24 protein-coding genes are annotated in these 22844 nt (G+C 65.2%); 13 read left to right on the top strand and 11 right to left on the bottom strand.

Features of this window, described 5'->3' with window-relative positions:
- Positions 1-4 precede the first annotated feature (4 nt).
- From ACVWY5_RS33715 to ACVWY5_RS33705, 3 genes are all read right to left on the bottom strand, one after another.
- Positions 5-1603: a DUF882 domain-containing protein gene (locus ACVWY5_RS33715; protein WP_028335986.1), complete on the bottom strand. Its 1599-nt coding sequence runs from the start codon at positions 1601-1603 to the stop codon at positions 5-7.
- Between the two features lie 265 nt (positions 1604-1868).
- Positions 1869-4166, bottom strand: a complete 2298-nt coding sequence (locus tag ACVWY5_RS33710) for a L,D-transpeptidase scaffold domain-containing protein (RefSeq protein ID WP_028335987.1) — start codon at positions 4164-4166, stop codon at positions 1869-1871.
- A 307-nt stretch (positions 4167-4473) separates the two neighbouring features.
- Positions 4474-5964 (bottom strand): sigma-54-dependent transcriptional regulator, encoded by a 1491-nt coding sequence (locus ACVWY5_RS33705; protein ID WP_028335988.1) that lies wholly within the window; start codon positions 5962-5964, stop codon positions 4474-4476.
- 142 nt (positions 5965-6106) lie between these two features.
- On the opposite strand from ACVWY5_RS33705, the gene ACVWY5_RS33700 reads away from it, so the two are divergent.
- The 10 genes from ACVWY5_RS33700 (at position 6107) to ACVWY5_RS33655 (ending at position 15158) form a co-directional block, all read left to right on the top strand.
- Entirely contained in the window at positions 6107-8023 is a 1917-nt protein-coding gene (locus ACVWY5_RS33700) for a M3 family oligoendopeptidase (protein ID WP_028335989.1), read from the top strand.
- 268 nt (positions 8024-8291) lie between these two features.
- The gene (locus tag ACVWY5_RS33695) at positions 8292-8444 is read left to right on the top strand and encodes an aa3-type cytochrome c oxidase subunit IV (protein ID WP_028335990.1); all 153 of its coding nucleotides are present in this window, start codon (positions 8292-8294) and stop codon (positions 8442-8444) included.
- A 145-nt stretch (positions 8445-8589) separates the two neighbouring features.
- Complete coding sequence (locus tag ACVWY5_RS33690) at positions 8590-9714, top strand: Re/Si-specific NAD(P)(+) transhydrogenase subunit alpha (RefSeq protein ID WP_028335991.1); 1125 nt, start codon at positions 8590-8592, stop codon at positions 9712-9714.
- Between the two features lie 11 nt (positions 9715-9725).
- Positions 9726-10043, top strand: coding sequence for a proton-translocating transhydrogenase family protein (locus ACVWY5_RS33685; RefSeq protein ID WP_016841609.1), 318 nt, complete (start codon positions 9726-9728; stop codon positions 10041-10043).
- 43 nt (positions 10044-10086) lie between these two features.
- Positions 10087-11484, top strand: coding sequence for an NAD(P)(+) transhydrogenase (Re/Si-specific) subunit beta (locus ACVWY5_RS33680; RefSeq protein WP_028335992.1), 1398 nt, complete (start codon positions 10087-10089; stop codon positions 11482-11484).
- Positions 11485-11495: 11 nt separating this feature from the next.
- Positions 11496-11666: a hypothetical protein gene (locus tag ACVWY5_RS33675; protein ID WP_167350370.1), complete on the top strand. Its 171-nt coding sequence runs from the start codon at positions 11496-11498 to the stop codon at positions 11664-11666.
- 15 nt (positions 11667-11681) lie between these two features.
- Entirely contained in the window at positions 11682-12500 is an 819-nt protein-coding gene (locus ACVWY5_RS33670; protein ID WP_028335993.1) for an alpha/beta hydrolase, read from the top strand.
- A 53-nt stretch (positions 12501-12553) separates the two neighbouring features.
- Positions 12554-13651, top strand: a complete 1098-nt coding sequence (locus ACVWY5_RS33665) for a calcium:proton antiporter (protein WP_028335994.1) — start codon at positions 12554-12556, stop codon at positions 13649-13651.
- Between the two features lie 40 nt (positions 13652-13691).
- The gene (locus ACVWY5_RS33660) at positions 13692-13976 is read left to right on the top strand and encodes a cupin domain-containing protein (protein WP_028335995.1); all 285 of its coding nucleotides are present in this window, start codon (positions 13692-13694) and stop codon (positions 13974-13976) included.
- 276 nt (positions 13977-14252) lie between these two features.
- Positions 14253-15158: a hypothetical protein gene (locus ACVWY5_RS33655; RefSeq protein WP_028335996.1), complete on the top strand. Its 906-nt coding sequence runs from the start codon at positions 14253-14255 to the stop codon at positions 15156-15158.
- Between the two features lie 149 nt (positions 15159-15307).
- Here ACVWY5_RS33655 and ACVWY5_RS33650 read toward each other — a convergent pair whose 3' ends face one another.
- Together ACVWY5_RS33650 and rpsU are read right to left on the bottom strand one after the other, a co-directional pair.
- Complete coding sequence (locus tag ACVWY5_RS33650; RefSeq protein WP_028335997.1) at positions 15308-15970, bottom strand: tetratricopeptide repeat protein; 663 nt, start codon at positions 15968-15970, stop codon at positions 15308-15310.
- A gap of 112 nt (positions 15971-16082) precedes the next feature.
- Positions 16083-16379, bottom strand: a complete 297-nt coding sequence (rpsU, locus tag ACVWY5_RS33645; protein ID WP_021078544.1) for a 30S ribosomal protein S21 — start codon at positions 16377-16379, stop codon at positions 16083-16085.
- A 264-nt stretch (positions 16380-16643) separates the two neighbouring features.
- Here rpsU and aqpZ point away from each other — a divergent pair, with 264 nt between their 5' ends.
- Positions 16644-17366, top strand: coding sequence for an aquaporin Z (gene aqpZ, locus ACVWY5_RS33640; protein ID WP_016840586.1), 723 nt, complete (start codon positions 16644-16646; stop codon positions 17364-17366).
- 174 nt (positions 17367-17540) lie between these two features.
- Here aqpZ and ACVWY5_RS33635 read toward each other — a convergent pair whose 3' ends face one another.
- The gene (locus ACVWY5_RS33635) at positions 17541-18647 is read right to left on the bottom strand and encodes a 5-(carboxyamino)imidazole ribonucleotide synthase (RefSeq protein ID WP_028335998.1); all 1107 of its coding nucleotides are present in this window, start codon (positions 18645-18647) and stop codon (positions 17541-17543) included.
- The gene (purE, locus tag ACVWY5_RS33630) at positions 18644-19132 is read right to left on the bottom strand and encodes a 5-(carboxyamino)imidazole ribonucleotide mutase (RefSeq protein WP_028335999.1); all 489 of its coding nucleotides are present in this window, start codon (positions 19130-19132) and stop codon (positions 18644-18646) included. Before purE ends, ACVWY5_RS33635 begins: the two co-directional genes overlap by 4 nt.
- Before the next feature lie 145 nt (positions 19133-19277).
- Between purE and ACVWY5_RS33625 the strand changes: the two genes are divergently transcribed.
- The gene (locus ACVWY5_RS33625) at positions 19278-20003 is read left to right on the top strand and encodes a GGDEF domain-containing protein (RefSeq protein ID WP_028336000.1); all 726 of its coding nucleotides are present in this window, start codon (positions 19278-19280) and stop codon (positions 20001-20003) included.
- Here ACVWY5_RS33625 and ACVWY5_RS33620 read toward each other — a convergent pair.
- From ACVWY5_RS33620 to ACVWY5_RS33610, 3 genes are all read right to left on the bottom strand, one after another.
- Complete coding sequence (locus ACVWY5_RS33620; protein WP_018268738.1) at positions 19998-20249, bottom strand: hypothetical protein; 252 nt, start codon at positions 20247-20249, stop codon at positions 19998-20000. The genes ACVWY5_RS33625 and ACVWY5_RS33620 overlap by 6 nt on opposite strands.
- A 117-nt stretch (positions 20250-20366) precedes the next feature.
- Positions 20367-20576, bottom strand: coding sequence for a hypothetical protein (locus ACVWY5_RS33615; protein ID WP_028336001.1), 210 nt, complete (start codon positions 20574-20576; stop codon positions 20367-20369).
- Between the two features lie 195 nt (positions 20577-20771).
- Complete coding sequence (locus tag ACVWY5_RS33610; RefSeq protein ID WP_016847372.1) at positions 20772-20978, bottom strand: YdcH family protein; 207 nt, start codon at positions 20976-20978, stop codon at positions 20772-20774.
- Between the two features lie 240 nt (positions 20979-21218).
- On the opposite strand from ACVWY5_RS33610, the gene ACVWY5_RS33605 reads away from it, so the two are divergent.
- A complete protein-coding gene (locus ACVWY5_RS33605) occupies positions 21219-21404 on the top strand; it encodes a YdcH family protein (RefSeq protein WP_016847370.1) in 186 nt (61 codons plus the stop codon).
- A gap of 96 nt (positions 21405-21500) precedes the next feature.
- Here the strand turns inward: ACVWY5_RS33605 and ACVWY5_RS33600 are convergent, their stop codons facing one another.
- Complete coding sequence (locus tag ACVWY5_RS33600; protein ID WP_028336002.1) at positions 21501-22604, bottom strand: NAD(P)/FAD-dependent oxidoreductase; 1104 nt, start codon at positions 22602-22604, stop codon at positions 21501-21503.
- Positions 22605-22844 lie beyond the last annotated feature (240 nt).

Here is a 22844-nt window from a genome sequence, read left to right as displayed (position 1 = left end):
CGGCTCAGCGTAGCGAGGCGGTGCGGAGCACGAAGGACTGGGTCGTCAGGAGGGCGGTCGCCGAGCCCGAGAAGCGGTCGCAGGTCATGCCCATCATCGGATCTTCCGAGAAGGTCATGACGACGGCGGCCTGCGGCTTGACGAAATGAGCCCGCATCATGGTCATGTCGGTGTCGCCAAGCACCGTGGTCAGCATGGCATTGCTCGCGCTCGGCGCCAGCATTACCACGCGCATCCAGATATCGTTGCCCTTGGCAACCGAGATCCGCGCGGAGGTGGTGATCACGCCCTGGCTCGGTGCGCCCTTGGCAACGACGGTGTTGATTTCGGTGCTAGGAGCCGCGGCATTGCGCGTCGGGCGCACGTTGCGCGGGATCGGCGCGGTCGCTGCGACGATGTTGGCGCGATCGACCGGTGAGGCCGCCGCGGGCGCATAGGCCAGGGCCTTGTTGAAGTTTTCGGTCGTCGTGCTGGCAGTGGTCTGCGGATCGCTGCCGCCGACCGCCTCACGGGCCTTCAGCGCGGCTATCTGCGCCGCCGACGCTTGCTTCGGCGCCTCACCCTCGTCACCCCAGAAGCCGCGGGCATTGATGATGTCGGCAGGCGATTGCGGCGCGGTGTTCTCGGCCATCTGCACCACTTGCACCGCGGGCTTCGCCTTCGGCATCGGAACGAGCTGGGCGTCGGCGGCCGCGAGCTGGATGGCGGCGGCGAACTGCGGCTTGGCGCGCGGCAGCGGAATCGGATCGGCGGATTTGGCGGGCGCGGCGGCGGCCACCACGGTGTTGGCGGCCGGCTTGTCGTTCACGCTGGCCGCGCCTTCGTCTTCATCGTCACTCGACTTGCCGCCACCGAACAGCTTCGCGAACAGGCTCGGCTTGCCGATGGTCGCGGCATCGTCACCATTGCCGCGGCGCTCGATATCGGCCTTGGCAAGCTCATAGCCCTTCAGCGGCGTGCCGTCGGTCGGGACATGGACAGTGCGGCCGTCGGGGAACACCCTGACCAGCTGATCGCGGGTCATGCGCGGCCAGTGGCGGATGCTGCCGGTGTCGAGATGGACGAACGGCGAGCCCGAGGTCGGATAGAAGCCGACGCCGCCGCGCTGCAGGCGAAGGCCGGCATAGCGGATCTGCTCCAGCGGCACGCCCGGGATGAAGAAGTCCATCGCGTGCCCCAGCATGTGCTGGCTGTGGCGCGCGACGCCCGAGGAGCGGCGGCGGAGCATGGCGTTGGTGGCAGGGGCGCGATAGGCGGAGATGATCTGGATCGGCTGCTTTCCGCCGACGTCGTTATAGACTTCCCACAGGATGTCGAAGAGGTGACGGTCCATCACCGTTTCATCCTGGGAGCGCCAGTCGCGCAGGAAGTGGTTGAGCTGCTTCAGCGCGCCTTCGTCGTAACGGCCGTCGCGCTTGAAGGTGACGGTGAGGTCTTCGCCGGAATGGGTGTGATGGAAGGAGAGGGTGCGGGTCTGATTCAGCGCGGTGGCATCGTGCACCGATCCCGCGCCCGCCAACAGCAATAGCGCAGTCAGGCCGACTTGGTATCCGGCCTTAGGCAACGACAGCGGATTGTAGCGGCGTGCGAAGACAGCCAGCACTATGAGCCCACCCAGTCGACGAGCGTTCGGTCGGCATCTTTCGCAGACCCCCTGCGGAAGACGGTGAACGCTTTCTTAAAGCGGGAGGGTTAACCGAGGTTTACCGACCCGCCCCCAAGTTAGGCTTAACTAACTGGGCGAGTGTGGCAAAAGATAGCCCTGCTCCCCGGCCGAGACCCGAAATGGTTAATGTAAACGATCTCGCTTTTTGAGCGAGATCGTTGATTTTGCTTCAAAATTTATTCCAATCGGGCGGAAATGCAGATTAGCGGGTGATTACCCGGCGCTGCTGCTGGGCCTGCCCGCGACGGATCGGCTGCGGCTCCGGCTGTCCGAATCCCCCGAACAGGCGCTCGAAGAAATTTGGTCCGGAGGAGCCAAAGCCGTTGTCGCCGGCGACATTGACGCCGGCGGGCAGGCTGCTGCTTGGCGGGCGCGAGTAGCTCGGCTGGGCGTGCGCCACCACCGTCTCGAGATCCTTGCCGCGGCCGTTCCTGAGCAGCGACAGCATGGCGGCGTCGCGGCCGTAAACGTCCCTGCGCAATTGCAGCTTGCCGGCATCGTCAACGAACGCGGTCTGATAGGTGATGTTCACCGGGATCGGCGTCGGGAATTTCAGGTCGACTTCGCTCGAGCCGTACATGCTGCGGATCCGCTCCGGCGTGTAGTGCTGGTTCGGCTCGGTGATGTTGAGCAGGACGGCGGCGTACTGATCGGGATTCTGCACGCGCATGCAGCCGTGGCTGAACGCACGCTCGTCCTTCGCGAACAGGTACTTGTCCGGCGTGTCGTGCTGATAGACCAGGAACTTGTTCGGGAAGTTGAAGCGGATCCGGCCGAGCGCGTTGGCTTCACCCGGCGGCTGCGAGATGTGGATCGAGCCGTCGCGGTTGCGCTCGAGCCTGAGGCCCATGCGCTGCAGCACCGTTGGATCCTGCTGCAGGGCCGGCAGATATTCGTTGTAGATGATCGACGGCGGCACGTTCCAGGTCGGATTGACCGTGATGTACTTCATCGTCTCGGTCAAAAGCGGCGTGGCATGCTGGCCGGGCTTGCCGGTAACGACGCGGGTGGTCCAGACCTGCGCGCCGTTCTGCATCACCTTCAACGTGTAGTCCGGGATGTTGAGGATCACATAGGCATTGCCGACGCTGGCGGCGCCGAGCTGGCGCGGCAGCCAGCGCCAGCGCTCCATGTTGACGATCACGGTGTCGATCTGCCGGTCGCGCTTCGGATTGTTCAGTGCCTTCACCGTGCGCTCGTCGAGAACGCCGGTCGGCTTGAGGTCGACGCTGCTCTGGAATTTCTCCACCGCCCGCGCGATCGTCGCGTCATACTTGGTGCTGTCGGCATTCTCGGTGACGCCGAGCTTGTTGCGCAGGTCAGGCACGCGCGGATCGTCCATCTCGACCGCGGCCTGCTTCTTGCGTGCCGGCAAATATTTCAGCGTCGGGCCGTCTGCGATCGTGATGACCGGGCCGTCGCCCTGGCCACGCAGCTCGGCGAGCTTCTGCTTCAGCTCCTTGTAGAGCTTCTGCGGCGGGTTGTAGCTGTCGAGCGCGGCGGAGGCGTCTTTCGCGGAGGTCACATTGGCGAACACTTCCGCCGGATCGATCGGGTGCTCCGGATAGAGAATGTCGGCCGACACCTGCGACCAGTGCATGCGGCCGCTCTGGGCCTGGCGGGCGTAGTCCAGCATGCTGGCGGCGAGTTTCAGCTCCGCGTCGGCCAGCGCGTCCGGCGAGGTCGCTGCGGCGAAATCCGGCACCGGATAGTCGGCGGCATCGAGGCCATCCGCGGCCGCGTCCTTCAGGCGGGCGATGACGCCCTTGCCGGCGTCGGTCAGCTTGCCGGCCTTGGTGAACACCGGCGCGTATTCGCGAGCCGAATAGAACTTCTCGGCCGCAGCGCGCTCGTTCTTGCGGTCGAAGCTACGCAGCGACTTGCTGGCGAGCAGTTCGCGCAGCTTGTCGGCAACCGGCTGATCCTCGGCGGCAACGTTGCTCGCTGCCTTCGCCGGTTCGCTCGCCGGCGCCGCGGCGGTCGCGGGAGCAGTGGCCGGCGCTGCTGCAGTTGCAGGCGCGGGGCTTGCGGCAGGCGCGGTGGCCGTTGCGGGGGCGGGGGCGGGGGCGGCCGCCGCCGGCGCGCCGGCGGTATCGGTCTTCGGGGCATCGGCCGGCTTCGTCGCGGGCGCGGTTACGACATCGGCGGGCTTCGGCTCGACGGCCTTTGCAGTCGCGCTCGGCTCTGCCGGCTTGGCGTCGACCGGTTTTGTCTGAGCGGGTTTGGCCTCGGTGGCTTGCACATCCGCTGGCTTCACGTCGGCCGGCTTGGCTGCATCGGGCAGCGCGGCGGTGGTGTCGGCCTTGAAATCGCTTGCGGTGGGGGGCGGCACGTTGGCCGGTTCGGGGCGCGGGATCGCCGCGTCGATCGCGAGTTCCGAGGCGCTGGAGTGCGGCGTGTCCTGCGCGAAGGCCGCGGTCGCGGACACCGTGAGGAAGGTTGCCGCGACGGCCATCAATACGCGGTCAAATCCTCGACGGTTGTTCGAACAGTCACGCATCGTCACACCCCCTGGGTGAAACTGCCCCTCATCAAACTGGAACAGTTCAAATCAGAATTTGGTTTCATAGCTTGCGCGAAGCGCCGGCCTCTCGATCGACTCGCACGCCTGCACACAACGAACGCAGACGATACCTTTGCCCCTCTCATGCAGCCAGCGCCATGCGGGGCAACTCACGACAAACTGACCTCGAAGCAGCTGATTTCGCTCCGGGCTGTGCGTTTTTGCCACGCGGCACAGCCTTTGTCTGTCACCGCCACGACACGGTTCAAAAGGTTCCCTGGTGTGGCCCTGTCGGCCTCGAGGGCTAAGTGGCGTCGCTTGCGCGCGCGCCGGCCGCAGCTTCGTCGAGCTTGCGATAGAGCGTCGAGCGGCCGATCTTGAGGCGGCGCGCGACCTCCGACATCTGTCCGCGATAATGCGAAATCGCGAAGCGGATGATCTCGTTCTCGAGATCTTCCAGGGGGCGCACCTCGCCCGCGGCTGTGAGCATGGAAAGGCCGCCGGCCGTGGGCAGGGAGGCGGCAACCGGTATTTCATTACCGGAAATCATGGCGGGAGCCGTGGAAGGCGACACCACCAGCGGCTCGCCCTGCAGCGATTTGCCCTCCGGCGCCGGCTGCGCCATTCCTTGCGGGAAATCGGCGAGCCCGAGCTGGTCGCCGTCGCTCATGACCACGGCGCGATACACCGTGTTCTCGAGCTGGCGGATGTTGCCCGGCCAGTCGAGCTGCGAGAGGTGGGCCATCGCCTCGCCGCTGATGCCAGTGATGTTGCGGTTTTCCTCGGCGCAGAACCGCGCCAGGAAATGCCGCAGCAGATGCGGGATGTCTTCGCGCCGCTGTCGCAGCGCCGGAATGGTCAGCGGCAGCACGTGCAGGCGATAGAACAGGTCCTCGCGGAACTGGCCGCCTTTCACGAGATCGAGCAGCTTGCGGTTGGTCGCCGAGATGATGCGAACATCGACCTTGACCGGCTTGCGGCCGCCGACCGCCTCGACGGTGCCTTCCTGCAGGGCGCGCAGCAATTTTACCTGCGTGGCCAGCGGCAATTCACCAACCTCGTCGAGGAACAGCGTGCCGCCATGCGCTTCGACGAACTTGCCCTGATGGCGCTCGGTGGCGCCGGTGAAGGCGCCCTTCTCGTGGCCGAACAGGATCGATTCGACGAGATTGTCCGGGATCGCGCCGCAATTCACCGCAACGAAAGGCTTGGCCTTGCGCTCGCTGCTGCCGTGAATGGCGCGCGCGAACAGTTCCTTGCCGACGCCGGATTCGCCCTCGATCAGCACCGGGATCGTCGAGGACGCGGCCTTTTGCGCGGTGCGCAGCACCCCGGCCATCGCCTCGCTGCGGGTGATGATGTCGGAGAAGGTCAGCCGGCCCTCGCGGCTGTGGCGGATCCGCTGCAATTCGCCCTTCAGCGCCGAGGCGTTGAGGGCGTTGCGCAGGGAGACCTGCAGCCGCTCGAAGCCGACCGGCTTGACGACGAAATCCTGGGCACCGGCGCGCATCGCCGACACGACATTGTCGATGCCGCCATGCGCGGTCTGCACGATGACCGGGACGGTCAAACCAGCTTCACGAATTTTTGCGAGGACTCCAAGTCCGTCGAGGCCCGGCATCACGAGGTCGAGCACGACGGCGTCAATCGCCTGCGTCTCGGATGCGGTCAGGGCCGCGATCGCCGCGTCGCCACTGTCCACGACGAGGGGCTCATAGCCGCACTTCTGCACCATGTTTTCAACCAAACGGCGCTGTACTGCGTCGTCATCGGCGATCAAAATGGTGGCAGCCATGGTTTTCCCCGCACGCTACGTTTATTTGTCTCGAATCGGGGCAATGTCGCCGATGCCGATTAACGCACTCTTAAATGTTGCAAACCCGCATTCATTCCGCCGCCGCCGACATCTTTCCGACTGAAGTAAGGTTACGAACAAGATGACCTCGCGCTCCAAAACTGCATCCAACAAGTCTGCCCTCAGCAAGGCCGCTCTCCGCAAGGAAGCCGCGTTGCGCAAGACGGCCGCGCAACGCAAATCGTCCGCAGGCGGCCCGGCGGCGAAAAAGGCAGCCAGCAAGACCGGCAAGCTTCCGGAATGGAATCTGGCAGATCTCTACTCCGGTATCGATGCGCCTGAGGTCGCACGCGACTTGCAGAAAATGGACGCAGATTGCGTCGCGTTTGAGACCGACTACAAGGGCAAGCTTGCCGAAACTACCGCCAAGGAAGGCGGCGGAAAGTGGCTGGCCGAGGCGATCAGGCGCTATGAGGCGATCGACGATTTGGCTGGCCGTCTCGGCTCTTACGCCGGCCTGGTCCATGCCGGCGACAGCGTCGATCCCGCGATCTCGAAATTCTACGGCGACGTCTCCGAGCGGCTGACCGCCGCGTCGGTGCATCTGTTGTTCTTCTCGCTCGGGCTCAATCGCGTCGACGATGATGTGATCGAGCGCGCGATGGCCGAACCCGAGCTCGGCCATTACCGGCCATGGATCGAGGATCTGCGCAAGGACAAGCCGTACCAGCTCGAGGATCGCGTCGAGCAGCTGTTCCACGAAAAGGCGCAAAGCGGCTACGCGGCCTGGAACCGGCTGTTCGACCAGACCATCTCCGGCCTGCGGTTCAAGGTCGGCGGCAAGGAGCTCGCGATCGAGCCGACGCTGAACCTGCTGCAGGACAAGGTGGGGGACAAGCGCAAGGCTGCCGCGCAGGCGCTCGCCAAGACCTTCAAGGACAATGAGCGCAGCTTCGCGCTGATCACCAATACGCTCGCCAAGGATAAGGAAATCTCCGACCGCTGGCGCGGCTTCCAGGATGTCGCGGATTCCCGCCATCTCAACAACCGCGTCGAGCGCGAGGTGGTCGATGCGCTGGTCGCCTCGGTGCGCGCGGCCTATCCGAAGCTGTCGCACCGCTATTATGCGCTGAAGGCCGGCTGGTTCAAAAAGAAGAAGCTGCCGCACTGGGACCGCAACGCCCCGCTGCCGTTCGCGGCGACCGGCACCATCGCCTGGCCCGAGGCGCGCAACATGGTGCTGTCGGCCTATAGCGGCTTCTCGCCCAAGATGGCCGAGATCGCCGAGCGCTTCTTCGACGATCGCTGGATCGATGCGCCGGTCCGTCCCGGCAAGGCGCCCGGTGCGTTCTCGCATCCGACCACGCCGTCGGCGCATCCCTATGTGCTGATGAACTATCAGGGCAAGCCGCGCGACGTGATGACGCTGGCGCATGAGCTCGGTCACGGCGTCCATCAGGTGCTGGCGGCGAAGAACGGCGCGCTGATGGCGCCGACGCCGCTGACGCTGGCGGAAACCGCAAGCGTGTTCGGCGAGATGCTGACCTTCAAGCGGCTATTGTCGCAGACCAGGAACGCCAAGCAGCGCCAGGCGCTGCTCGCGGGCAAGGTCGAGGACATGATCAATACCGTCGTGCGGCAGATCGCGTTCTATTCATTCGAGCGCGCGGTTCATACCGAGCGCAAGAACGGCGAACTCACCGCCGAGCGGATCGGCCAGATCTGGCTCAGCGTGCAGGGCGAGAGCCTGGGGCCGGCGATCGAGATCAAGCCGGGCTACGAGACGTTCTGGATGTACATTCCGCACTTCATCCACTCGCCGTTCTACGTCTATGCCTATGCGTTCGGCGATTGCCTCGTGAACTCGCTCTATGCGGTCTACGAGCACGCGTCCGAAGGCTTTGCCGAGCGCTATCTCGACATGCTCGCCGCCGGCGGCACCAAGCACTACTCCGAGCTGCTGCGGCCGTTCGGGCTCGATGCCAAGGACCCGAAATTCTGGGACGGCGGCCTGTCCGTCATCGCCGGCATGATCGACGAGCTGGAGGCGATGGGCTGAGCCCCATCGGCGTTCCGGCCGGACCGGGCGGCAGCCGGTCCCGTGCCAGTTTCGTTCGGCGTTTTTTGCGCCTGGCGGCATGATCGTTCCATGATGCCTGCGTTTGGGAGGCCAATCCTGCCGAGGGGCTGCCGCGGCGGCGTCGCTCGAACGTGGATCGGGGACGATTTGCGCTTCAAATCGCCCGATCGGGACCGCGCCGTTGCCCTGCCTATCCGTTTGCGGTAATGGCTCGCGGAGGAACGCGAATTTCTGACTGGGGACAGCGATGGCAGACCATAGCGAAGTGGCCTACACGACCGCCGACGGCAACGATTACGTGGCGCATGAGCAGACCTATGAAGGGTTTCTCATGCTGGTCAAATGGGGCACCATCAGCGTCGCCATTATTCTTATCCTGATGGCCTATTTCCTGGTCTGATCCTTAAGATCGGCTAGCGGCGCCGCCGTCCCGCGGCGGTGCCGGAATTGCTGTCGAAACCCGGATGTAAAAACCGGGTATCCAAATCTGGCGAAAATAACGCTAGTTTGAAGACGCGTGCGCCGCTCGCGCCGCCGGAGGGCCCATGAAGATTGCCGTTGCCAAGGAAATTGATCCGTCCGAGCCGCGGGTTGCGGCCTCGCCCGATACCGTGAAGAAGTTCAAGGCCCTCGGCGCCGAGGTCGCGGTCGAGCCGGGCGCGGGCATCAAGTCGGGCCTTCCCGATTCGGAGTTCACCGCCGTTGGCGCCACCGTCAGCGCGGACGCGCTCAAGGACGCCGACATCATCATCAAGGTGAAGCGGCCGGAAGCCTCCGAACTGTCGCAATACAAGCGCGGCGCGCTGGTCATCGCGATCATGGATCCGTACGGCAACGAGGCCGCGCTGAAGGCGATGGCCGATGCCGGCGTGTCCGCCTTCGCGATGGAATTGATGCCGCGCATCACCCGCGCGCAGGTGATGGACGTCTTGTCCTCGCAGGCCAACCTGGCCGGCTACCGCGCCGTGATCGAGGGCGCCGAGGCCTTTGGCCGCGCCTTCCCGATGATGATGACCGCCGCCGGCACCGTTCCGGCCGCCAAGGTGTTCGTGATGGGCGTCGGCGTCGCCGGCCTGCAGGCGATCGCGACCGCGCGGCGGCTCGGGGCCGTCGTCACCGCGACCGACGTGCGCCCGGCCACCAAGGAGCAGGTGGAATCGCTCGGTGCGAAGTTCCTCGCGGTCGAGGACGAGGAGTTCAAGAACGCGCAGACCGCCGGCGGCTACGCCAAGGAAATGTCCAAGGAGTACCAGGCCAAGCAGGCCGCGCTGACCGCCGAGCACATCAAGAAGCAGGACATCGTGATCACGACCGCGCTGATCCCGGGCCGGCCGGCACCGAAGCTCGTCACCGGCGAGATGGTGAAATCGATGAAGCCCGGCTCGGTGCTGGTCGATCTCGCGGTCGAGCGCGGCGGCAATGTCGAGGGCGCCAAGCCCGGCGAAGTGGTCGAGACCGACGGCATCAAGATCGTCGGCTACACCAATGTCGCCGGCCGCGTCGCGGCGTCGGCCTCGGGGCTCTACGCACGCAACCTGTTCTCGTTCATCGAGACGATGGTCGACAAGCCCAACAAGGCGCTCGCGGTCAATTGGGACGACGAGCTGGTGAAGGCCACCGCGCTGACCAAGGACGGCGCCGTCATCCATCCCAACTTCCAGCCGAAGTAAGGAGAGAAGCCATGGAGCATCTCGCGCAGGCCGTCGATCCGTTCGTGTTCCGGCTGTCGATTTTCGTTCTCGCCGTGTTCGTCGGCTATTTCGTGGTGTGGTCGGTGACCCCGGCGCTGCATACGCCGCTGATGAGCGTGACCAACGCGATCTCCTCGGTGATCGTGGTCGGCGCGCTGCTCGCGGTCGGCGTCGGCATGGTCTCGAGCGGTTCGGGCTGGGCCCGCGGCTTCGGCTTCGTCGCGCTGATCTTCGCCTGCGTGAACATCTTCGGCGGCTTCCTGGTCACCCAGCGCATGCTCGCGATGTACAAGAAGAAAGCCAAGTGAGCGGCAATCACCTCGGGGTGATGAGGATTTTGGGGGACCTGAGATGAGCGCCAATCTCTCTGCACTGTTGTACCTCGTGGCGGGGGTGCTGTTCATCCTGTCGCTGCGCGGCCTGTCGAGCCCGGCGTCGTCGCGCCAGGGCAACATGTTCGGCATGATCGGCATGGCGATCGCCGTCGGCACCACGCTGGCGAGCCATCCGCCGGCCGACGGCGTGGCCTGGCTGCTGGTGATCCTCGCGGTCGCGATCGGCGGCGGCATCGGCGCCGTGATCGCGCGCCGGGTGCCGATGACCTCGATGCCCGAGCTCGTCGCCGCGTTCCACTCGCTGGTCGGCATGGCCGCGGTGCTGGTCGCCGCCGGTGCGTTCTATGCGCCCGAGGCGTTCGACATCGGCACGCCCGGCCACATCCATCCGCAGAGCCTGGTCGAGATGTCGCTCGGCGTCGCGATCGGCGCCTTGACCTTCACCGGTTCGGTGATCGCGTTCCTGAAACTGTCGGCGCGGATGAGCGGCGCGCCGATCATCCTGCCGTTCCGCCACGTCATCAACATCGTGCTGGCGCTGGCGCTGGTGTTCTTCATCGTCGGCCTCGTGATGAGCGGCAGCGCGCTCGACTTCTGGCTGATCACCATCATCGCGCTGGCGCTCGGCGTGCTGATGATCATCCCGATCGGCGGCGCCGACATGCCGGTCGTGATCTCGATGCTGAACTCCTATTCCGGCTGGGCTGCGGCCGGCATCGGCTTCACGCTGGGCAATTCGGCGCTGATCATCACCGGCGCGCTGGTCGGCTCCTCCGGCGCGATCCTGTCCTACATCATGTGCCACGCGATGAACCGCTCGTTCATCTCGGTGATCCTCGGCGGCTTCGGCGGCGAGACTGCCGCAGCCGGCGGCGGCTCGGGCGAGCAGAAGCCCGCCAAGCTCGGCTCGGCGGACGATGCCGCCTTCATCATGAAGAACGCCTCCAAGGTCATCATCGTGCCCGGCTACGGCATGGCGGTGGCGCAAGCACAGCACGCGCTGCGCGAGATGGCCGACATCCTGAAGAAGGAAGGCGTCGAGGTGAAATACGCCATTCACCCGGTGGCGGGCCGCATGCCCGGCCACATGAACGTGCTGCTGGCCGAGGCCAACGTGCCCTATGATGAGGTGTTCGAGCTCGAGGACATCAACTCGGAGTTCGCCCAGGCCGACATCGCCTTCGTGATCGGCGCCAACGACGTCACCAACCCGGCGGCGGAAGAGGACAAGACCTCGCCGATCTACGGCATGCCGGTGCTGCAGGTCTGGAAGGCCGGCACCGTGATGTTCATCAAGCGCTCGCTCGCCTCGGGCTATGCCGGCATCGACAACCCGCTGTTCTACCGCGACAACACCATGATGTTGCTCGGCGACGCCAAGAAGGTCACCGAGAACATCGTCAAGGCGATGTAGGGCGGGCGGCAATGGCGCTGAACCGGGAGTGGCATCGAGCGCATCGCATGCCGCCCCGGGCGACGCGCGAGCAGCGCATCAAGTGGCACGTCGCACATGCGGCGGCGTGCGCGTGCCGGCCGCTCCCCGACAGCATCAAGGCGGACGTCGAGAAGCTGCTCAGGCTCCGCGGCAAGACATAGCCGCGGCCACCGCTGATGGCACTGGCACTCGCAATCCTGAAATGGTTCCTGATCGCCGCGGTCGTCGTCTATCTCGGCGGGCTCGCAGTGCTCTACGTCAGGCAGCGCGAGCTGCTGTTTCCGATCCCGCCGGTCGGACGGACTGCGCCGGCAGCCGCGGGTCTTCCCGAAGCGGAAGAGCATGTCCTGACCACCGGCGACGGCGAGAAGGTCATCGTCTGGCACGTGCCGGCGAAGCCGGGCCGGCCGGTCGTGCTTTTCTTTCATGGCAATGGCGACTTCCTTGCCGGGCGCGTGGCGCGCTTCAAGGCCATCACGGCCGACGGCACCGGGCTGGTGGCGCTGTCCTTTCGGGGTTATGCGGGGTCGAGCGGGTCTCCGAGCGAGCAGGGACTGCTGCAGGACGCGGCTGCCGCTTATGCCTTCGCCACCGCGCGCTACCGCGCCGAGCAGATCGTGGCCTGGGGATTCTCGCTCGGCAGCGGCGTTGCGGTCGCGCTCGCCGCCGGACATCCCGTCGGCAAGCTGATCCTGGAGGCGCCGTATACGTCGACGGCCGACGTCGCCGGCGCGCATTTCTGGTATGTGCCGGTCAGCCTGTTGATGCGCGATCAATTCCACTCCGACCGGCTCATCGCGCAGGTCAAGGCGCCGCTGCTGATCATGCATGGCACCGACGATCCGGTGATCCCGATTCGCTTCGGCGAGCGGCTGTTCGGCCTCGCCCATGAGCCCAAGCAATTCGTGCGACTGCCCGGTGGCGGGCACGACAATCTCGACGATTTCGGTGCGATGGCGACGGCGCGGCGGTTTATCGACGCCGCAAGAGGCTGACGGCTGCGATTGTCTGTCGCATAATCGCGCCAGCGAAGTAAGGGGACCCCACGATGAGCGCACACGGACCGATGCCGCGGTCGGCCTGGCTGTATCCCGTTCTGGCGGTGCTGTTGTTTGCCGCGGTCACGGCCACCGGCTACAGCTTCGCGCCATCGGCCGGGGGCTGGGTGTTCGCGGCGGTGCTGCTGGTCATTCTGTTCGGCACCGTGTTCGCGGCGGTCCACCATGCCGAGATGATCGCCGAGCGGATCGGCGAGCCGTTCGGCACGCTGCTGCTGACGCTCGCGGTGACGATCATCGAGGTGGCGCTGATCTCGACCATCATGCTGGGCGACACGCCGGCGCCGACGCTGGCGCGCGACACCGTGTTCGCGGTGGTGATGATCGTCTGCAACGGCCTGGTCGGGCTCTGCATCTTCATCGGCGGCATCCGCTACCGCGAGCAGGATTTTCAGATCACCGGCGCCAACCTTTACCTCAGCGTGCTGTTCGTGCTCGCGACGATCACGCTCGACATGCCGAATTTCACGCTTACGGCGCCGGGCCCGATCTACTCCACGGCCCAACTCGCCGTGATCAGCGTCGTGACCCTGCTGCTGTATGCGGTGTTCCTCTACACCCAGACCATCCGCCACCGCGATTATTTCGTCAGCGGCGCCAATGAGGCGGCGGCGCATGGCGAGGTGATGTCGGACCGCATGACGGCGATCAGCGTTGCGCTGCTGCTGGTTTCGCTGCTGGCGGTGGTGCTGCTGGCGAAGAAATTCTCGCTGGTGGTCGATGTCGTCACCGTCAAGATCGGCGCGCCGCCGGCCTTTGCCGGCCTGGTGGTGGCGGCCCTGATCCTGTTGCCGGAGAGCGTTGCCGCAGTGTCGGCGGCGCGCAAGAACGACCTGCAGAAGAGCATCAACCTCGCGCTCGGCTCGTCGATCGCCACCATCGGGCTCACGGTTCCCGCGGTGGCCGTAGCCGCCTATGCGCTCGACAAGCAATTGGTGCTCGGGCTCAGCAACCAGCATATGCTGATCCTGCTGCTCACCTTCATGGTCAGCATGCTCACCTTCGGAACCGGCCGCACCAACATCCTGTTCGGGCTCGTTCACATGGTGGTGTTCGCGGTGTTCGTGTTCATGGTTTTCGTGCCGTAGAGCATGATCCGCTCAAACAAAAAACTTGGAGAGAATGACGATGCTCAGTGCCAAATCGGATGTGCAGGTGGATACCGCGGAAGTCCGCGTGACCGAATGGCGCCTCGCGCCGGGCAGCGCCACCGGCCACCACACCCATGAGATGGACTATGTCATCGTTCCGATCACGGCGGGCGAGATGACGATCGTGGCGCCGAACGGCGAGCGCTCGAAGGCGCAGCTCGGAGCCGGCAAGTCCTATTTCCGCAAGGCCGGGGTCCAGCAAGACGTGCTCAACGAGACGGCCAGCGAGATCGTGTTCCTCGAGGTCGAACTCAAGCCCTGACGCGGCGCGAGAATCCTGCAAGGAACCAAGCAAGGAACCCTGCATCCGCCGAATGGCAGGACCGAGCCGGCGCGGCTGTGGAAATTCACGACCCGTTAACGGCTGCGCGATGATCTAGCAGGCGGAAGCGGCCTGCGCAGGGGGCGCCTCCGGCTGAAACCAAAGCGACACCAAAGGTGACGTCGGAACGGGGGTTTGCCACCGATCCGACGCAGTTGATCCCTGAATGTGCCTCAAAGTTCCAGCATGTAATACCGGGGTGGGGAGTGGCAGGTCATGCTGAGTTACCTGAAGAAATTTGTGATGGACATCTTACCCTCGGTGGCAGCGACCATCATCGGGGCGTACATCGTTAATCACTACATCGTGGCCAAGCCGGAAGCGCCGGCAGCCGCAGCCGTGACCGCCGCAGTCGATCCCAAGGCAGATCCGAAGGCAGATCCGAAAGCCGCCGCCAAGCCCCCCACCGTCGTCAGCAGCCTCCCCGAAGCCGGTGTGAAGGCCAAGGGCATGTCCGAGCGCACGCTGATCGAGCGGTCGGCGTCCGAGAAGGCCACCGTCACCGAGAAGCCCGCCGAGAAATCGGCCGACCCCAAATCCGCCGACGCAAAGCCTGACGCACCGGCCGATACCGCCAGCATCCCCACCGACACCCGCCATCACCCGGCGGCGCCGAAGGCCGTCGCGAAGGTCGCGCCCGCCGCGCCGCAGCCGGCCGCGCCCGCGACGTCAGCCGCGCCGGTCGAGACTGCTGTGACGCCTGAGGAAAGCCGCGATGCCAACGACCTCGCGCGCGCCGCCATCGAGCGGCTGCGCAAGGAGCGTCCGCAGGAGGCAGCGCGGTCCCAGGATGCCACTCGCACCGATCTCGCCCGCCTGCCTGAGGCGCAGCGTCCGGCAGCCGCCTCGGCGATCCGGCCGTTGCCGCCGCCGATCATGGTGTCGAGCCCGTCCACCGACAATGTCGATCAATCTTCGCAGCCGCGTCCGCCCTATGCCGCCGGCGGCCAGGATTCCAACCGGCTGACGCCGCCGGCCGACATTCCGGTCCCTGTGGTGCAGGCCCCGCTCGACCTGCGCGCCGAGGCGATCATGCCGGCGCAGAAGAACGAGCGCACGTCGGTGACCGACGACATGTTCTCCGGCATGAAGTCGATGTTCCACGCCGTCCTGCCGAAATAGCCGTAGCGCCGCTCGGTCGTTCCTGACGGGTTGTCTTCACGCCAAGCGCTAAAGCATGATCCGGAAAAGTGCGAAACGGTCTTCCGAAAAGATCATGCTCAAACAAAGAGCTAAGGCGCGATGACGATTCAACCTGATCTCATCGCGCTTTAGCCGCCGGTGCGCGCCAGTCCGCTGCGCGCATTGCCGTCGCCTGGCCGCAGCGCGAGCGCGCGATTGTAGGACGCCGCCGCCTTGACCTTGTCGCCGAGCCGCTCATAGGCCTGGCCGCGCGTGCTCCACGCCGCAACATTGCCGGGATCGGCCTGCACGGCCTCGTCGAGATCGCTGGCGGCCTGCTTGGCCTTGTCGAGCGCGAGGTAGCTGGTGGCACGGCCGACCAGGGGCTCGGCCTTCTGCGGCGACAGCCCGCTGGCCGCCGTGAAATCGTCGATCGCCTGCTGATGCTGTCCGCGGCCCTGATAGATCAGGGCGCGGCCGTAGAGCGCCTGGATGTTGTAAGGGTCGGCCGCCAGCGCCTGTTCGAACTCCGCCATCGCCTCGTCGAACTTGCCGGAGCGCGCCAGCATCTGAGCACGCGTGGTGTGATCCTTGGCGCTGTTGACGTCTTGCGGGGTGATGGTGTCGGCGGCGGGCTTGTCGGCGGTGGCAGCCGGCTTCGGCTTGTCGTCCGAGGAGCCCCATGAACCGAGGTCGAAGGAGCAGCCCCCGAGGGGCAGGCCGAGAAGCACTGCAATGATGACGAGATGCGGCGCGCAACGGCGGCGCGCGGGTCCTGGAAGGGGCGGGCGGGATACCGGATCAGCCGTCATGCAAAATGCTCTTGCCGTCGTTTTGCATGGGTACCCCGGAACGCGGCGTGCTTCAAAACGACAACGCGGGCCCGTGGCCCGCGCTGTTAGACTTCCATATCGGCAAAACGGTTCAGCGAGGGCCGCGACCGGCGCCTGCACCGCCCGGACGGCCACCGCGGTCGCCACCGGGGCCAGCGCCGAACACCGGCTTCGGCTTCATCGGCAGCAGGCCTTCGCGCTGCAGCTTCTTGCGCGCCAGCTTGCGTGCGCGGCGCACGGCTTCGGCCTTTTCGCGGGCCTTCTTCTCGGACGGCTTTTCGTAATGACCGCGGAGCTTCATCTCGCGGAAAATGCCCTCGCGCTGCATCTTCTTCTTCAGCGCCTTCAGGGCTTGGTCGACATTGTTATCGCGGACGAGAACCTGCACGCGGCATCCTCTTTTGAATTGATCGGTTCGGAATTCTGGCGAGGTGAAGGGGCGGCAAAAGGCCTGCCTCTTAACCCTAGGCGGGCGCATGTATCAGACAAACGCGCAGATGTCCACCGGTCGAGTGACTTTCGGGCCTAGTAAAGCCACGAAATAGGGCGAAAATGCCATTGTGCGGCCCCGATTTGGGTGATTTGGCGCCCAGATGAGGGCCGCTCCCGGCGTTTTGGATAACCCGGACATTGGAAATAGGGGAGATGCGAGATGGAGATGAAGAAATACGCTGCCGAGGCCATCGGTACGTTCTGGCTCACATTCGCTGGTTGCGGCAGCGCGGTGATCGCGGCCGGCTTTCCGCAGGTCGGGATCGGCCTGGTCGGCGTGTCACTGGCCTTCGGGCTGAGCGTGGTGACCATGGCCTATGCGATCGGCCATATCTCGGGTTGCCACCTCAACCCGGCCGTGACGGTCGGGCTCGCCGCGGGTGGGCGCTTCCCGGGCGGCCAGGTGCTGCCCTACATCATCGCGCAGGTCGTGGGCGCGATCATCGCGGCCTGGCTGCTCTATGTGATCGCGAGCGGCGCGCCCGGCTTCGATGTCAGCAAGGGCTTTGCCTCCAACGGCTATGACGCGCACTCACCCGGCCAGTACAACATGGTGGTGTGCTTCATCACCGAGGTGGTGATGACCATGATGTTCCTGTTCATCATCATGGGATCGACCCATGGCAAGGCGCCCGCCGGCTTCGCGCCGCTCGCCATCGGCCTCGCGCTGGTGATGATCCATCTCGTCAGCATTCCCGTCACCAACACCTCGGTGAATCCGGCGCGCAGCACCGGACCGGCGCTGTTCGTTGGCGGCTGGGCGCTGGGGCAGCTTTGGCTGTTCTGGGTCGCGCCCCTGATCGGCGGTGCGCTCGGCGGCGTGATCTATCGCTGGCTCAGCGACGAACCAGCCGGCATCGTCGCCGGCGCGAAGACGGCGTGATCGGCGAGAGCGTTTTCGAGCGAAGTGGACGCCGGTTCGCGTGAAGAAAACGCGTAAACAAAAATCCAGAGCATCGGTTCTGATTCAATCAGAACCGATGCTTTAATGGATCGTGGTTGCCACGATCCCAATTTCCATCGATACGACGAAGGCGGCTATTGGCCGCGCGTGAAATTATCGCTTGCGGGCCGGCGTCACTTCGGTGACGTGTCCCATCTTGCGGCCGGGACGCGGCGTGCCCTTGCCGTACAGATGCACCGTGGCGCCGGGAACGGTGAGCCACTGCTCGTAGCTCAGGATGTCGTCGCCGATCAGGTTGGTCATGACGACCTCGCCGTGGCGCACCGGCTTGCCCAGCGGCCAGCCGGCGATCGCGCGGATGTGCTGCTCGAACTGTGAGATCGAGGCGCCGTCGAGCGTCCAGTGACCGGAATTGTGCACGCGCGGCGCGATCTCATTGACCAGCACCGTCGCCTTGCTGCCGTTGCCGGGCACCGCGAACATTTCCACCGCGAGCACGCCGACATAGTCGAGCGCCGAGGCGATCTTTTCGGCGATCGCGCGCGCCTGTGCGGCAAGCTCATCGGGGATTGCGGCCGGCGCGCGGGAAATTTTCAGGATGTGGTCGCGATGCTCGTTCTCGGTGACGTCGAAGCATTCGACTTCGCCGGAAGCGGAGCGGGCCGCGATCACCGAGATCTCACGCTCGAACGGCACGAAGGCCTCGAGGATGGCCGACTTGGTGCCGAGGTCCTCCCAGACCTGTTCGAGGTCGTCGCCGTCGCGGATGATGGCCTGGCCCTTGCCGTCATAGCCGAAGCGGCGGGTCTTGATCACCGCGGGCAGGCCGATCCGCTCGATTGCCGTGCGCAGCGTGTCGACCGAGGACACGTCGGCGTAGTCGGCAGTGCCGATGCCGAGCTTGCTGACAAAATCCTTCTCGATCAGCCGGTCCTGCGTGGTCTCCAGGATCTTGTAGGCCGGCAGCACCGGGCGCCGCGCGGCGAGCACCATCGCGGTTGCGGCCGGGACATTCTCGAATTCATAGGTGACGACGTCGACATCGTTGGCGAACAGTTCGAGCGCCTCGACGTCGGCATATTCCGCGCAGGTCGCGTTCTGCACCACGTCGAACGCCGGGGAGTCCGGATCCGGCGAAAACACCTGGCAGCGGAGCCCGAGGCGCGCTGCCGCCATCGCCAGCATCCGGCCCAATTGTCCGCCGCCGAGGATTCCAATGGTGTCGCCCGGCTTCAGCTTCACTGCGTTCGAAGCCGTCACGCCGCGCCCTCCGGATGCTCATTGACCGCGTCGGTCTGCTGCTTGCGCCAGGCCGCAAGGCGGGCCGACAGAGCCGGATCGTTGAGTGCGAGCACGCTCGCCGCGAGCAACGCGGCATTGATCGCGCCGGCCTTGCCGATCGCCAGCGTCCCGACCGGGACGCCGGCCGGCATCTGCACGATCGAATAGAGCGAATCGACGCCCGACAGCGCCTTCGACTCGACGGGAACCCCGAACACCGGGAGCTCGGTCAGCGCGGCCGTCATGCCCGGCAAATGGGCGGCGCCGCCGGCGCCGGCAATGATCACCTTGTGGCCGGCTGCCTTGGCGCCCTTGGCAAAGGCATAGAGCCGATCCGGGGTGCGGTGGGCCGAAACGATGCGCGTTTCGCAGGCCACGCCGAGCGCAGCCAGCGTCTCGGCGGCATGGCGCATGGTTTCCCAGTCGGACTGACTTCCCATGATGATGGCGATCGGAGCGGTCATCTCTTCAATTCTGTGCAGGAATCCAAAAGCATAGGCCGATTATAGGGACGGCCCGGGCGTCATCCAAGGCGTGGCAAGGGAGTTAGAATGGACTATCCTGTCTTGGTGAATCCCGGCAAGCCTTCATAAGCAGGCCTCAACAAGGATGCGCATGAAGAAGAAGACGACGGCGGCCGCCTCCGGGGCCGCGAAACGACGGAAAGGCGCGCCCGCCGCGCGCAAATCCAGGCCGGGCAAGACTGCAGCCAAGCGGGCTGGAACCAAACGGGCTGGAACCGGAGCTGCCACGCGAGGCGCGGTCGCATCCGGCGACAAATCGACCATCCGCAGCTTGCGGGCGCAGCTGGCGCGGGCGCAGGCCCGGATCGAGGAGCTGCAGGCCTCCGCCGAGACCGACTTCCTGCTCGACATCCTGAACCGGCGCGGCTTCGAGCGCGAGCTCGCCCGTTCGCTCTCGTTCATCAAGCGCTATCAGGCCTCCGGTGCGCTGATCGTGCTCGACGTCGATCGCCTCAAGCCGATCAACGATGCCTTCGGCCACGCGGCGGGCGACGAGGTGCTGAAGGCGATCGTTGCCGCGATATCGGATCAGGTGCGCGCTTCCGATGTGATCGGCCGTCTCGGCGGTGACGAGTTCGCCGTGCTGCTGTGGAATCTCAGCGAGATCGATGCCCGCGCCAAGGCGGCTGCGCTGGAAGAGGCGATCGATCGGTTGACCTTCATGTTTCGTAACAGCCAGGTCACCGCAGGCGCCTCCGCGGGCGTCGCGATCCTCACCGCGCATTCGGATATCGATCGCGTGCTCGATGAGGCCGACCGCGCGATGTATGTGCGCAAGGCGCAGCGGCGCCACGAATCCCGAGAATTATAGCGCGCTGAGATCCTCCGGCACGTTGCCGTAGGCACGCAACAATTTGGCATCGCCGAATTCACCGATCGCGGGATCGCCGGTGCGGCTGAACGCGACGGCGCCGATGCTGCCGGGCATCCGCGACATGGTCTCCGCGCGGCGCAACGCGACCGCCGAGCTCTGACATTCCTCGGCATTGCCGGCGACCGGCGTGCCGTCGTCGTCCTGCATGAAGGGCAGTGCCACGTAGTAGGTCACATCGGCCATCGCTGTGCTCCCGAAGGGTTAGAACGTTTCCAGCGAAGTGGGTACCGGTTCGCGTGAAGAAAACGCGTCAAAACAAGAATCCAGAGCCTCCGTTTCGATTCAATCGAAGTGGAGGCTCTAGGCGGCGTCGCTCGCCGCCCGGGTCTGCGCCGGCACGCAGCCGGCGGTGATCGCGGCCTGCAATTCCTCAAGCTCGGCTTCCAGATATTCGTTGGCCATGATCAGCGCCTTGATGGTGCTGCGCAGGTTGCCGTCGCACATCGCGATCGCCTGATCGCAGGCCTTCTCGTAGCGGCTGTTGTCGGGCAGGGAAGGCGGTGCGGACATGGCGAAACTCCCTCTGATGGCTGGCGGCTGGCCCGATATGTTCTCTTTTTGTTCATGTGGAGTCAAGCGCCGAGAAACCGCCTCGCCTCCGTTGCCGCGAACGTGAAGCCTGTGAGGCGCTGTGGATGACGGGGAAAACCCCCGCCCGGCCTGAACCGGAACGCCGAACCGCGAAGGCCCGCGCCGCGGCGCGCGTCAGGCAATAATGTCGGGCGTGATCTGGTCTTCGATGAAGGCGATGCGATCGCGCAGTTGCAGCTTCCGCTTCTTCAAGCGTTGCAGCATCAAGAGATCCGGCGCCGGCGACTGGTGCAGCGCGTCGATCGCGGCATCGAGGTCGCGGTGCTCTTGTTGCAGCCGCGCGAGCTCGGCGATTAGTTCGCGCTCATCCTGATCGTTCATGGTTGTGTATTAACTGATAAGCACGATAAGGTTGTTGCGGCGGAAGTCGCCGCTCGCCGGAATATCCTCCTTGAACGCGCGCCGCGCAAGCCGGACCGGTTCCATAGTCACGATTGGTTACAGATAAACCGAAATGAGTGCGTGCGGCATTTCGCGTCCCCCATCGACAGCGGCGTCCACTTGTGTACACTCGGCGGTCCGGATCGAACCTGAGGTTTAACGCACCGAGGAGTGTTCGCAATGGCAATACAGGCCCATCTCATTGAGCTGGAGCGTAAACACAAAATACTCGAGAACGAACTGCACGAAGCGCTCGTTCACCCCTCTGTAGACGACCTGCATATTTGCGAGCTGAAGCGCCGCAAGTTGATGGTCAAGGATCAAATCGAGCGGTTGAGACTATCCGCCGACGACACGGTCCACTAGACCGCCCCCCTGCAAATTAGCAAATAGCGTGGCCTTTCACCGAGGGATGAACGCCCAAGTGCGCGCGCATCCCCCGGAAGGCCTTACCGTATTTGCTCAGAGTTCCGCCAGCGCGCCGACATGGTCGGCGACCGCCAGCGATGACGTCAGTCCGGGCGATTCGATGCCGAACAGGTTGATCAGGCCCGCGACGCCGTGGTCGGCCGGCCCCTGGATCAGGAAGTCCTGCGTCGCCACCGCCGGCGGCACGATCTTGGGGCGGATTCCCGAATAGCTCGGCATCAGCGCGCCGTCCGGCAGGGCCGGCCAGTATTTCCGGATCGCCGGATAGAACCGCTCGGCCCGATCAGGGTCGACGGCGTAATCGATGTGATCGATCCATTGGACGTCGGGCCCGAACCTCGCCTGACCGGCCATGTCGAGCGTCAGGTGCACGCCGAGCCCGCCGGGTTCCGGCACCGGGTAGATCAGCCGCGAGAACGGCGCCCTGGCGCTGCAGCTGAAATAATTGCCCTTGGCCAAATAGGCCGTCGGAATCAATTCGATCGGCATGCCCTCGACGTTGCGCGCGACCGCCGTCGCGCCGAGTCCGGCGGCATTGACCAGGAGATCGCAGGCCAGCGTCATCGGCGCCACGCCGCCGGCTTCGATCTCGAACCCGTCGGCGGTGGCCGTGGCGTGGAGCAGCGGCGTATGGAAGGCGAACGCCGCTCCGGCCGCCTCGGCGTCACCGCGCAGCGCCAGCATGTAAGCATGGCTGTCAATGATCCCGGTCGAGGGCGACAGCAGCGCTGCGTCGCAATTCAGCGCCGGCTCCAGGGCGCGCGCCGTCTCGCCGGACAACAACTGCATGTCGTCGACGCCGTTGGCCTCGGCATGCGCGCGGATTGACTGCAGCTTCTCGGTCTCCGCAGGCGTGGTGGCCACGATCAGCTTGCCGCAATTCTTGTGCGGGATGCCATGCTCGGCGCAGTAGCGGTAGAGCGCCCGCTTGCCGCTGACGCACATCCGCGCCATCAGGCTGCCGGCGCGGTAGTAGATGCCGGCGTGGATCACCTCGCTGTTTCGCGACGAGGTCACCGTGCCGATCCCCTCGGCCTCCTCGAGCACAATCACTTCGCGGCCGGCCTGTGCCAGCCGCCGCGCCACGGCGAGGCCGATCACCCCCGCACCGACGATCACGCAATCAACCCTGTCCATCTCGTCCTTCAGGTCCGAAAATTTCCGCCCGGCCGCGCCCTGGCCGCCGCTGCCAACATCGTTCAGCCGATCCGGTCGCTTTGGGCAAGTGCTTATTAGGCAAGTGCTTGGGCCATCTCAAATAGTTGGGAAGCCTGCCCTGTTAGTGGAGCATTAATCATGTCAGGGCAATTGCCATAAATTAAGTCAGCATTTTCTGGTTGCATCAGTACGCGTTTACCCGATCCAAACCGCCGGAGC

It is taken from the genome of Bradyrhizobium sp. USDA 3256, from assembly GCF_054058275.1.
The sequence above is the reverse complement of the archived record's forward strand: the minus strand, read 5'-3'. Positions and strand labels throughout refer to the sequence as shown.

What these genes read in the sequence shown, in the direction of transcription:
- ACVWY5_RS33710 (WP_028335987.1), bottom strand. Translation starts at nt 4,166, where the DNA reads ATGCGTGACTGTTCGAACAACCGTCGAGGATTTGACCGCGTATTGATG.
- ACVWY5_RS33705 (WP_028335988.1), bottom strand. Translation starts at nt 5,964, where the DNA reads ATGGCTGCCACCATTTTGATCGCCGATGACGACGCAGTACAGCGCCGT.
- ACVWY5_RS33700 (WP_028335989.1), top strand. Translation starts at nt 6,107, where the DNA reads ATGACCTCGCGCTCCAAAACTGCATCCAACAAGTCTGCCCTCAGCAAG.
- ACVWY5_RS33695 (WP_028335990.1), top strand. Translation starts at nt 8,292, where the DNA reads ATGGCAGACCATAGCGAAGTGGCCTACACGACCGCCGACGGCAACGAT.
- ACVWY5_RS33690 (WP_028335991.1), top strand. Translation starts at nt 8,590, where the DNA reads ATGAAGATTGCCGTTGCCAAGGAAATTGATCCGTCCGAGCCGCGGGTT.
- ACVWY5_RS33685 (WP_016841609.1), top strand. Translation starts at nt 9,726, where the DNA reads ATGGAGCATCTCGCGCAGGCCGTCGATCCGTTCGTGTTCCGGCTGTCG.
- ACVWY5_RS33680 (WP_028335992.1), top strand. Translation starts at nt 10,087, where the DNA reads ATGAGCGCCAATCTCTCTGCACTGTTGTACCTCGTGGCGGGGGTGCTG.
- ACVWY5_RS33675 (WP_167350370.1), top strand. Translation starts at nt 11,496, where the DNA reads ATGGCGCTGAACCGGGAGTGGCATCGAGCGCATCGCATGCCGCCCCGG.
- ACVWY5_RS33670 (WP_028335993.1), top strand. Translation starts at nt 11,682, where the DNA reads ATGGCACTGGCACTCGCAATCCTGAAATGGTTCCTGATCGCCGCGGTC.
- ACVWY5_RS33665 (WP_028335994.1), top strand. Translation starts at nt 12,554, where the DNA reads ATGAGCGCACACGGACCGATGCCGCGGTCGGCCTGGCTGTATCCCGTT.
- ACVWY5_RS33660 (WP_028335995.1), top strand. Translation starts at nt 13,692, where the DNA reads ATGCTCAGTGCCAAATCGGATGTGCAGGTGGATACCGCGGAAGTCCGC.
- ACVWY5_RS33655 (WP_028335996.1), top strand. Translation starts at nt 14,253, where the DNA reads ATGCTGAGTTACCTGAAGAAATTTGTGATGGACATCTTACCCTCGGTG.
- ACVWY5_RS33650 (WP_028335997.1), bottom strand. Translation starts at nt 15,970, where the DNA reads ATGACGGCTGATCCGGTATCCCGCCCGCCCCTTCCAGGACCCGCGCGC.
- aqpZ (WP_016840586.1), top strand. Translation starts at nt 16,644, where the DNA reads ATGGAGATGAAGAAATACGCTGCCGAGGCCATCGGTACGTTCTGGCTC.
- purE (WP_028335999.1), bottom strand. Translation starts at nt 19,132, where the DNA reads ATGACCGCTCCGATCGCCATCATCATGGGAAGTCAGTCCGACTGGGAA.
- ACVWY5_RS33625 (WP_028336000.1), top strand. Translation starts at nt 19,278, where the DNA reads ATGCGCATGAAGAAGAAGACGACGGCGGCCGCCTCCGGGGCCGCGAAA.
- ACVWY5_RS33620 (WP_018268738.1), bottom strand. Translation starts at nt 20,249, where the DNA reads ATGGCCGATGTGACCTACTACGTGGCACTGCCCTTCATGCAGGACGAC.
- ACVWY5_RS33615 (WP_028336001.1), bottom strand. Translation starts at nt 20,576, where the DNA reads ATGTCCGCACCGCCTTCCCTGCCCGACAACAGCCGCTACGAGAAGGCC.
- ACVWY5_RS33610 (WP_016847372.1), bottom strand. Translation starts at nt 20,978, where the DNA reads ATGAACGATCAGGATGAGCGCGAACTAATCGCCGAGCTCGCGCGGCTG.
- ACVWY5_RS33605 (WP_016847370.1), top strand. Translation starts at nt 21,219, where the DNA reads ATGGCAATACAGGCCCATCTCATTGAGCTGGAGCGTAAACACAAAATA.
- ACVWY5_RS33600 (WP_028336002.1), bottom strand. Translation starts at nt 22,604, where the DNA reads ATGGACAGGGTTGATTGCGTGATCGTCGGTGCGGGGGTGATCGGCCTC.